11 protein-coding genes and 2 tRNA genes are annotated in these 10,088 nt (G+C 46.6%); 6 read left to right on the top strand and 7 right to left on the bottom strand.

Annotated features, from left to right (window positions below):
- Positions 1–282: 282 nt before the first annotated feature.
- Both BC792_RS06045 and BC792_RS06040 read right to left on the bottom strand, forming a co-directional pair.
- A complete protein-coding gene (locus tag BC792_RS06045; RefSeq protein WP_148908085.1) occupies positions 283–531 on the bottom strand; it encodes a hypothetical protein in 249 nt (82 codons plus the stop codon).
- 22 nt (positions 532–553) lie between these two features.
- Positions 554–638: transfer RNA gene (locus BC792_RS06040), tRNA-Ser, on the bottom strand.
- A 406-nt stretch (positions 639–1,044) separates the two neighbouring features.
- On the opposite strand from BC792_RS06040, the gene BC792_RS06035 reads away from it, so the two are divergent.
- Entirely contained in the window at positions 1,045–1,683 is a 639-nt protein-coding gene (locus BC792_RS06035; protein WP_148908084.1) for a hypothetical protein, read from the top strand.
- Positions 1,684–1,927: 244 nt separating this feature from the next.
- On the opposite strand, the gene BC792_RS06030 is transcribed toward BC792_RS06035, so the two are convergent.
- Positions 1,928–2,452, bottom strand: a complete 525-nt coding sequence (locus BC792_RS06030; RefSeq protein WP_148908083.1) for a YceI family protein — start codon at positions 2,450–2,452, stop codon at positions 1,928–1,930.
- Between the two features lie 179 nt (positions 2,453–2,631).
- Here BC792_RS06030 and BC792_RS06025 point away from each other — a divergent pair.
- Together BC792_RS06025 and BC792_RS06020 are read left to right on the top strand one after the other, a co-directional pair.
- Positions 2,632–2,705, top strand: a tRNA-Arg gene (locus BC792_RS06025).
- A gap of 121 nt (positions 2,706–2,826) precedes the next feature.
- Positions 2,827–3,201 (top strand): SPFH domain-containing protein, encoded by a 375-nt coding sequence (locus tag BC792_RS06020; RefSeq protein WP_148908082.1) that lies wholly within the window; start codon positions 2,827–2,829, stop codon positions 3,199–3,201.
- Between the two features lie 50 nt (positions 3,202–3,251).
- Here the strand turns inward: BC792_RS06020 and BC792_RS06015 are convergent, their stop codons facing one another.
- The 4 genes from BC792_RS06015 to BC792_RS06000 form a co-directional block, all read right to left on the bottom strand.
- Complete coding sequence (locus tag BC792_RS06015) at positions 3,252–3,599, bottom strand: hypothetical protein (protein ID WP_148908081.1); 348 nt, start codon at positions 3,597–3,599, stop codon at positions 3,252–3,254.
- 275 nt (positions 3,600–3,874) lie between these two features.
- Positions 3,875–5,038: a glycosyltransferase family 4 protein gene (locus tag BC792_RS06010; protein ID WP_148908080.1), complete on the bottom strand. Its 1,164-nt coding sequence runs from the start codon at positions 5,036–5,038 to the stop codon at positions 3,875–3,877.
- The gene (locus BC792_RS06005; RefSeq protein WP_148908079.1) at positions 5,019–6,101 is read right to left on the bottom strand and encodes a lysylphosphatidylglycerol synthase transmembrane domain-containing protein; all 1,083 of its coding nucleotides are present in this window, start codon (positions 6,099–6,101) and stop codon (positions 5,019–5,021) included. Before BC792_RS06005 ends, BC792_RS06010 begins: the two co-directional genes overlap by 20 nt.
- Entirely contained in the window at positions 6,095–7,270 is a 1,176-nt protein-coding gene (locus tag BC792_RS06000; RefSeq protein ID WP_148908078.1) for a glycosyltransferase family 4 protein, read from the bottom strand. The genes BC792_RS06005 and BC792_RS06000 overlap by 7 nt, the downstream gene beginning before the upstream one ends.
- Before the next feature lie 221 nt (positions 7,271–7,491).
- On the opposite strand from BC792_RS06000, the gene BC792_RS05995 reads away from it, so the two are divergent.
- The 3 genes from BC792_RS05995 (at position 7,492) to BC792_RS05985 (ending at position 10,088) form a co-directional block, all read left to right on the top strand.
- A complete protein-coding gene (locus BC792_RS05995) occupies positions 7,492–8,463 on the top strand; it encodes an endonuclease/exonuclease/phosphatase family protein (protein ID WP_148908077.1) in 972 nt (323 codons plus the stop codon).
- 272 nt (positions 8,464–8,735) lie between these two features.
- Entirely contained in the window at positions 8,736–9,623 is an 888-nt protein-coding gene (locus tag BC792_RS05990; RefSeq protein WP_425262448.1) for an OmpA/MotB family protein, read from the top strand.
- A 135-nt stretch (positions 9,624–9,758) separates the two neighbouring features.
- Positions 9,759–10,088 (top strand): hypothetical protein, encoded by a 330-nt coding sequence (locus BC792_RS05985; RefSeq protein WP_170249970.1) that lies wholly within the window; start codon positions 9,759–9,761, stop codon positions 10,086–10,088.

The raw sequence follows: 10,088 nt of genomic DNA, 5'->3' as shown, positions 1-10,088 counted from the left end.
AAGCCTACATTAAGATACGAAAAAAGGAGCAGAAAACTGCTGTTTTCCACTCCTTTTTTTAGCCTTTTTTCTAAGGGGACTTTTTCAGTGCCCTTTCTTTCGATAAGGGATTTTTCTGCGGAGAGTGAGGGATTGGTTCAGCCGCTCGTTCCCCCGGCTTGTCCCTGAACCTCCTTCGGATCGAACCCCGCCGAGCCCTTCGGTTCGAATCCTGACCGCTGTAAACCAAAAAATCCCTCATCTTTCGATAAGGGATTTTTCTGCGGAGAGTGAGGGATTGGTTCAGCCGCTCGTTCCCCCGGCTTGTCCCTGAACCTCCTTCGGATCGAACCCCGCCGAGCCCTTCGGTTCGAATCCTGACCGCTGTAAACCAAAAAATCCCTCATCTTTCGATAAGGGATTTTTCTGCGGAGAGTGAGGGATTGGTTCAGCCGCTCGTTCCCCCGGCTTGTCCCTGAACCTCCTTCGGATCGAACCCCGCCGGGCCCTTCGGTTCGAATCCTGACCGCTGTAAACCAAAAAATCCCTCATCTTTCGATAAGGGATTTTTCTGCGGAGAGTGAGGGATTCGAACCCCCGAACCTGTGACAGTTAACGGTTTTCAAGACCGCCGCATTCGACCACTCTGCCAACTCTCCGCGACAAAAGTACGAATTTTATGATTTCCGCAAAATTTTATTTTATTTTTTTCAATAGATGTACCATATGATAAATTGTGCCCCCTTACTAATTCACTATGATTTATCTGAAATTCATTCGAGTACAAACTGTCTCATGGATAAGAATTAACTTTAAGATCCGAATTATACAAAATTCCATAGAAAAATACAGGATTGGTATTGCTCCTTGGCAGGTCTAAACACCCTTATATATTTCTTCGATATTTATAGGGGGTTAATAGGGGGTTAACAGGGGTATAATAGGGTATTAATAGAGATGATATCCCTACTAATACCCTCCAATCACCCTCTAAAGTTGCACTTAAGATATAATTTGTGTATATTGAGATACCAATTAAACGATAACGAATTAAAACGAAAGATTATGGCTATACAGAAAGACGGACCTAATGGAGCTTATATCGGAAAAGTAGGAAGTGTTTATGGCTATGTACTCAATGGTCAGAACATTATCCGGGGAAAGCGGAGACGATCTACAAAGAAACCTACACCTAATATGCTTCTGAACCGAGCGAAAATGAAGGCCGCCAGTCATTTTGCTACCATGTTAGTCCCGTGTTTTCGTTATGGATATCGGGAGTTAGCTCCCAAAGGCAGTCGGGTAGGAGCCGTACAGTTGGCCCAATCACATATTTTCAAAGAATGTTTGGAGATCGACGAGAAAGGTAAGCCGTACGTCAATCCGGAAAAAGTACGTGTGTTTCGCGGTAGCTTGAATCCTCCGAAAGACTGTTCGGTCTGGCAAGAAAATGACAGATTACATTTTAAGTGGGGCTATGAAGCGGTGCGGGGTAGCCAAACCTACAGAATTAATATTGTAGTTTACGATATTGATCATGCATTTGTATTCAAGATTGCGGAAGAAGATGTTCATAAAGGTGAGTATAGTATGGTGTGTGATTTGTTAACGTATAAAAAAGGAGCGCTACATGTATATATGGGCATTGTGGATGCGTATACGGAAGAGCTGTCGGACTCGGTTTATGTCGGAACCGTTGAATAGGAGGGATCAGGGCGCGGTGGTGTTTATAGTTCTAATCGTGAAAGTCTGAATTTAGTAACCTTACTTTTACTTATTGTTTCTTTTTGCTGCTTTTTGTCACATTACCAAAAAAATAAAAAACGATTGTCAAGAAAGGCCTTACAATCGTTTTACCTGTTTCTAATCGCTGAAAATTTATTTAACTTTTTTATTTGATGTATTTTAGCGGGCAATAACACCTTTTTTTTCGTTAGTAAATTGATAGCTAGTTAAGTATAAATTGAACGTCCCCCTGAATTTTCACTTCGTCTCCGACGAGCACGCCGCCGGTTTCCAAAGGTGTGTTCCATGTCAGTCCGAAATCCTCCCGGTTGATCCTGCCATTAAAAGCAAAACCGATCTTTTCATTTCCCCAGGGATCTTTGGCAACGCCGCCAACCTCTACGTGGAATGTTGTGGGTTTCGTAATGTTTCTAATCGTTAGATTTCCCGTTACATCGTATTTTCCGTCGTTAAGCTTTTTTATGGCCGTCGATTCGAAAGTGATCTCGGGGAATTGATTGCTGTCGAAGAAATCTTCGCCCCGCAGGTGCTGATCGCGCTGTTCGTTCTTTGTGTTGATCGACGAGGTTGGAATCGCTATGCGTATGGATGCAGTCGAGATGTCCTGCGGATCGCCGCTCATCGTTATATTAAAATCCTGAAAGAACCCTTTTACGCTAGAGATCATCATGTGCCGCACCCTAAATTCGATTTCGCTGTGTGCTTTGTCTAAGTTCCAAGTTACCATAGTTGTAGTTTCTTACTGGTTATAACCATAAAAAGTGCTTTTTGTTTACTAGAGCGTGCAGGGCAAGGGACAAAAAATATATATTTGGACTGCAATAAGTTATTGGACAGCCCGCAAAAAATAAACTTTTTATTTTGCAAAATTGGTCCAATTGTCTACTTTTGTTGCACCAAAAGGATGCGCCAATAGCTCAGCTGGATAGAGCAACGGTTTTCTAAACCGTCGGTCTCAGGTTCGAATCCTGATTGGCGTACAGAAGCTCTCTACGGTTCGTAGGGAGCTTTTTTTGACCGTTGAATTTCCCCGAAGGGACACCCGCCGCTGGAATATTTCTATTATTTTTTTATCTTGCGTCGTAAAACAAACCAACTATTATGAAAGCTCAATCTGTTTTATTATTAGCGCTACTTGGATTTGCGGTTATTTTAGGATTAATGTTTGGTCTTCCCATGTATTCCGTATGGCAACAGGAAATGGCGGGTAAGGCACGGCTTGCAGAAGCGACCCAGTCCAGACAGATCCTGATCGAACAGGCACGGGCAGAGAAGGAGGCTGCTTTACTCCAGGCTGAAGCCATCAAAATCATGGGGGAAGCAGCACAAAAGTATCCTGAATACCGTAAGCAGGAATTTATTGGTGCTTTTGGGGAAGCTTTAAAAGCAGGTAAGATCAGCCAGATCATTTACGTGCCGACCGAGGCGAACATTCCTATTCTCGAAGCCGGAAACCGTCCCGGAGCTCCAAACTAACTCTTCGGCGTTTAAGATGGGCCCGTGCACAGAGCTGACCGGGCCTCATCTTATCTTTTCGTCTTCATAATAAACCTTGCTAATGTTTCGTGGGCCAATGCTGTCAGGTCGCTTTCCTTTCTATCCGTCCGCTCGGTAATATACAGACCATAGTTCGTTGTTCCTGTGGCATCGATAGCGGAAGCCAGGAAGTTCACAGACATATACGTGCTGTCTGCGGCGTCTTCCTCTGCATAATATTTCATGACCCACAACAGGTCCAGATCGGGATCAAACCGGACTACAACACCCCCGTTTTCTCCGTAAATGTCCTTAACATGTTCTTTTAGGTACGTTAGAGCAGCTTGCTCATCGTTATACAGAAACGCTTCTTTCATGATCCCACGAAAGTACATCAAAGATTTTAAAAGTCATTTTAGTGTGATTTAAATCACTTTTTCCGAGGTTGGATTTTTCTGTACCGCCGGCGATGGGTAAAAGATTCCCGCTCCCTTAAAACCAATTCGTTTCTCTGCTGTTCTAGGATTGATTTTTTTGAAAACCTTATGGATGGGAAGAAGTGTTTGTAGGTTTCGTTAGGTATAGAATAGCCAATTACTCATGTTTGTAGCACGACAGTCCCCTGCAGTGATGCGGGGGATTTCTTTGTCAAGGCGTTGCGGTCGGCAGCGCATCAGCTTTGTAACAGCTTCGTAAATACTGCCGCGTAACCCTCGGCCATTTTTTGCCAGCTGAAGTGTTCCAAGGTAAATTGACGGAAACGTTGCCGCTGTTCCGTCGATGTTCCGTTGTTGGAAACGACTTCCTCAATAGCCCTTCGCCACGCGTGGGGATCCTGAGGCGCGATCTGAATACCGTTTTTTTGGTCTATGATGGCATCATTGATACCTTCCAGCTTGGCAGCGAGGACCAAAGAGCCGCAGATACAGGCCTCCAGACATACCAGACCGAAGCCTTCCATATCGCCTGCCACTTTTATATTTGGCATTAAAAAGGCATCGGCATGACTCAGCAATATTTTTAGGTCTTCTATAGGGAGTTTGCCCAGATGCTTTACTTTGTCCGCGTACTTCGCGTCCGTCAGAAGGTGCCTCAGCTCGGCCTCATCAGACGGGTACCCCATAAACAACATGTAGAGTTCCCGCCAGCGGGGCGGCAGTTTGGCGATCCATTGGTCCCTTTTTGTGGGGTGCGGATAAAACGGTCCGGCCATGACCAGGTATACATTTTCGGGAAGCGTGGGAAGAACCTCCCGTATAAACCAGGAGAATCCTTTGCGCTTTACGGGGCGGCCTAAAGTAACGAGGACAGTGCGGTTGTCCGGTACCGCATATTTCTCCCTAAACGAGCTCCAGGAATGCGCCGAGGTGGGGGAGGCTAGCTCGTGATCAATGCCATTGACGACAACAGACACCTTGCTTGCGTCAACGCCCCGCTCGATGATGGCATCGGCTGTCGCCCGGCTTACGGCAATGATATGATCGTATCTGTTGAACCGCGGGATAATAAACCGCTGATAGATTTTCCACGGGAATACGACGTCCAACCCGTGTACGGTTACCACACGTTTGAGGTGCTGGTAGCCGCTGTGCCAAAGGCTCAGCGACGCAATAAGTCCGTCGTTGAAGTGGATAACGCCGATACCGGGATGCGTGTGTACCATTTTTAAAATCCGGTCGTTGAGCTTACGGAAAAAGCGGTAATAACTCTCATCGCCGGTATAGACGATCTTATGCACAATAGCGTAGTTGCACATGCCCTTTATCAGCTCATAACTTTGTTTCTCCATGCCACCGGTAGATGGAGGGTATTTATGGCTAACGAACAGAACTTCCATAGCTAAACAATTTAAGCGTTTCCGTTTTCCGGAGGAATATAAAGCTTATCATCCCCACAATGATCCAGAAAAGTTGTCGGCAGCGCCGTAAGATAGAAACGGTCAGCCAGGTAGAAGCAGCCTGTATGCCAATAGCCATCAAGACCAGTTTATTTCCTATTTCTTCGATACCGATCTGACCGGGAATGAAGGCGCCTATACTTTTAAATAGGATGACACCCATATCCAATAAAATGCCGTGCATGAGCGATATATCAAAACCAAGAAACACGAGGATAAGGTAAAACTCTATGCTGCCGACAATCCAGTGCAGGGCGAAGAACAGGTAGGACATCCAAAACTCTCTTTTCCGGTAGATGAAAAACGTTTGCGTCTGCTTTATAAGGGTGCCGATCTGATCGCGTGTTTTTTTGATGAATGAGGTCGGAATCTCTGGTTCCCGCGCTCCGGCGTGCCCCGTTTTCTTGAGTTTTTGCAGAAACACGATATGAAAGCCGACGGCCAGGATAACCAAAACGCCGACGCCTAGACGTACCGCTAAGGGCGTATGATCCCACGTGTAATAACATAGCCACGCCGCTGCTACAGCCACCAGTGTCAGCTGAGAAAGGATGGCTGTGACGCGGGAGACAACAATTGAGGCGGAGGAGATATTCTTTTCTATGCCGTGAGGTTTTAACAGTTCGTTTTTTAGCAGATCTCCTCCGACGACACTTGTGGGGTTGTATAGACCTACCGTTTCCGCAACCTGACGGATCAGAAAAAGACGGAGCAATGATATCTTGGACCGCTCGGTTCCAAGGCATACCCACCACGCTATTGTTCCAAGGAGGTAGGCCGCTACTGTCGTAGCCAGAATATACGTAAACCGGAAGCCTACCCCCGAAAGCTCCCGTAACACCATCCTAAAATCGGTATTGTAGATGAATATGCCAATCGGCAGGAGAATGGCTACTAGTGCTGCCGATCGAAACCATTTTTTCTTAAAAAAGGGACGGGGGGGCTGTTTACCTTTCATGTTGTTGTTCACGGGCTTCCCTGCAAAATCTTTCTTTCTCAGCATGCCGCCCAAACAAGGTCATTGGCTGCTGTGCCGGCGAGCTGCGTAACATCATCAAAGTAGCGGTCTGTGAGCTTCTTCCAGTCGAGTTGCTGAACTTCCGCTAATGCTGCGTTGCTGATCACCTGATGCAACTCTGGATCGTTTAGGAGCAGCCGCAGGTATATTATATAGTCTTCGGGCGATTTCGGTTTGCACTTGTAGCCCGTATGGCGGTGCCGTATTAAATCTGCACTGCCCCCGCCGTCGGCGATGACGCAGGGAAGACCCGAAGCCATGGCTTCGACAACGACATTGCCATAGGTTTCAGATGTTGATGTAAATAAAAACACGTCGCAGGAAGCATAAAGCGTAGCGAGTTGTTCGTGTTCCAGTTTACCGAGAAAAAAAGCTTCAGGCATTTGCTTTTTCATTTCCTCCTGTGCCGCGCCATTCCCCGCGATGATGAGGTTGTGGGGTAGGTTTGCCCGTTTAAGGCGGTGGTAGATATCGATCAGGGTCTGTATATTTTTTTCCCACACGAGCCGGCTGGCGAACAGGATGTTGGGCTTGGCATTGCCCGTGATGGCCTGGATATAGGATTCGCTCCGCTTGTCAGGCCGGAAAAGGTTGAGGTTGATGCCCCGTTGCCAGAGCGTCAGTTTGCTTTCCTGAATACCGAAGTGCATCAGTTCGCGGACCATCGACCTGGAAGGAACATAAACCATGTCGCAGGCGTTATAGAATTTCCGGCTGGCAGAAATCATCCACTTCTCCACCGGCTTAATGAGTACAGGAAATTTTCTAAAGTAATAGGGAACGTATGAAATAAAGTTTGTATGGTAAATGCTGATTATCGGAATGCCCCGTTGGCGCGCGTATCTAAGGGCAAAGAAGCCGAGAAGGGATGGCGTCGCGATATGTACGACGTCGGGTTGAAAGGCATCCAGCTCCTGCTTTAGCTGCTCCTTCACCAATGCGGGGATGGTGAATGTATAATCTTTGTTAAGCTTGGTATTTAATGTCGGTATACGTAAGGAAGCGTGTTTATCTAGTTGTGCGGGGCCCTTTCCGTAGACGAATAGGTAGGAAAAACGGTCAGGGTCAATACGGTTGATAATCTGAAACATTGTTCTTGATGCACCGTCAAATTCTTCTATGAGTATTTCCGCAAAAAAAGCTACTTTCACCATATAATCAGGTCTCCTTATTTTTACTAAAATAAATGTGTTATGTTTCTTTAATTATAATTGAATATTAATCATTTATGAATTTTCGGACCGCTTTCCGTCTTTTGGACTATTTCGTAAACAAAAGATTAATCTGTTTTTTACAAAGGCGTAATATCTATCATTTAGTTTTGGTTAGGACAAAAAATGTTCACGATTCCTTTGGATCACCAATAAGAAAATAGATGGACCTGTATATCGTGTGGCAAACAAGGAGGAAGTGGGGGAGACTGGCGGGCGTATTGTTTCTTGTATGTAGCTGCTTTTATTTAACCAAATCCAGTAAATCCGCTGTTTTTAGTACAACAACAATACGGACCGATTGGGCTATATCGGATGCTGTGGAAGGAGAATTGTCGCTATTGACGTACAATGTGGCGGGGCTGCCGGATCTGTTATCTGCCGCGGAAACACCACGGGCGCAGAGCATGCGGGAGATCTCCGGGAAGTTGAATAAGTATGATATCGTCAATGTACAGGAGGATTTCCATTACCATAAAGAGCTTTATGATGGCGGAGACATACATCCTTACCGGACATTGCATAAAGAGGCGGTTCCCTATGGAGACGGCCTTAATACACTCTCCAAATATCCGATTGTGGAGACGAGACGTGTTGCCTGGAAGCATTGTCATGGTACCGACTGCCTGGCCGCAAAAGGGTTTTCTTACAACCGTATACAACTTGCAAAGGATCTAACCGTGGACGTATATAACCTGCACGCTACGGCCCAGGACACGGAGGGCGCGGCACAGGCAAGGCGCAAAAATCTGCTCCAGCTTGCCGATTACATTGCCGCCAACTCGGCTGGCGAGGCCGTACTCGTGATGGGCGATTTCAATGCCCATTATGCTGCGCACTGGGACAATATGTCGGCCTTCGCTCAAAAAACGGGGCTGATAGACGCCTGGGTGATGGCCATGAATGATGGTAAGCATCCGCCTGTAAAGCAGCCTTTTACCCCTAACGAAAAACTCGCTCTTACCGATAGCTGTGAGAGCATAGATAAAATCTTCTTCCGCAATAGTCTTCAGATTGAATTTACCCCGCGCTCGTATAAAGTTGAGAAGCAGCATTTTTCCACCCGCAGCGGCAAACCCTTGTCGGACCACTGCGCCATCTCGTTCGTGTTAAGCTGGAAGAAGAAAATGGAATAATGCCTGCTTCGAACCCGCCCGCAGTGCCGTTAGCTATTCGTTGTCAGCTAATTGCCGCGGGCGATATGGAATGAAGCCATATTAGCCGCTCTTTGGCTAATAATAGGTTGTTTTCTTACAGGACCTAAGCTTCCCCGGCTTAGGTTTTGTTTTTGTCGGCGTTCCTGCCCGACCCGGTATGGTGCCGGGCCACTTTAACACTTATTAGCAATTGGGGCCGCTCATTTAGGCATTACTTTTGCACTTCTTACCCAAAAAAATACGATTGTATGATGGATAGAAGATTGATTACTATGGGTATTGTGCTGTCTGGGCTGTTATTGACAGGCTGCGTCAGCAATAAACGATATACAACGTTGCAGACCCAGCACCGGGAGCTGTCGGAGCGCTACCAACAAGGGCAGATGGAGCTAGCGGAGAGCCGGGCGAAAGTAAAAAGTCTGGAGGAGCAGCTGGAGTACGAACGGAAAAACAACGCTTCGCTGAAAGAAGCCCTGAGTCGCCTTCAAGGGTCTCTGGACCTGAGTATTAGTCAGAACACACAGGGAAACGTCAATATCTCCAAGCTAGTTGATGAAATAAATGCGTCAAATCGCTACATACAACATCTGGTGAATACGAAAAACAAAAGCGACTCGCTTAATTTGGTATTGACAAATAATCTGACGCGCTCATTAAGCCGGGACGAACTGCGGGATGTGGACGTTAAAGTGCTGAAGGGAGTGGTGTATATCTCCTTGTCGGATAACATGCTGTACAAGTCGGGAAGTTACGAGATTTCGGAGCGCGCCGGCGAAACGCTTAGCAAAATTGCGAAGATCATACAGGATTATAAGGAGTATGATGTGCAGATTGAAGGTAATACAGATACGGATCCGATTTCCAAACCTAATATCCGCAACAACTGGGATCTGAGTACGTTGCGCGCTTCGTCTGTGGTGCAGGCTTTGCAGCAGCAGTATGGCGTTGACCCTAAACGGTTGACAGCGGGTGGCCGAGGCGAATATAATCCGATAGCGGATAATAGCACGCCGGAAGGAAAGGCAAGAAACCGCCGTACACAGATAATTATCACGCCGAAGCTGGATCAGTTCATGGAGCTGATTGACAAAGCTCCGGAGTCAGCCAAGGATACGACCGGCATAGACACCTCTTTTTAGCGGGAGGAGATCATGCCGAGAGGTAAAGCGCCTAAAGAGATCGCTGCAGAGCAGCATGTCCTTAGGCGCTTTCGGTTATCCCCCCGGCCTTTTGTTTTTTTTTTGTTTTGCAATAGTGTTGCATTAAATGTATCTTTGCACACAGTGAAAAGGGGAATACGATATATTTTTTTGGTTTTGGGGCTTGTAAGCCTGGTGCTTGCAGCGGCTCTCCAATATACGCATGACCCTGCTCATGAAGCCTGTTCTTCCTCTGCCGACGACGGGGAACATCAACATCCGGACGATTGCTCACTATGTTGGTTTGTGGCCCATCAGTTGGGTGAAAGTGTCGTACTGACGCCATTGCTGCCCGAGGTCGGTTCGATCGAACAGCCCGTCATTCGCTTAGGTAACCTCATCTCTAACTATAAAGACAGCTTTCTTTTTCAGGAGAGCAATAAAGATCCTCCTCTGCTGGTATAA

Origin of the sequence: Sphingobacterium allocomposti (assembly GCF_008124885.1) — a bacterium.
GTDB classification, from domain to species: Bacteria; Bacteroidota; Bacteroidia; order Sphingobacteriales; family Sphingobacteriaceae; genus Sphingobacterium; species Sphingobacterium allocomposti.
The sequence above is the reverse complement of the archived record's forward strand: the minus strand, read 5'-3'. Positions and strand labels throughout refer to the sequence as shown.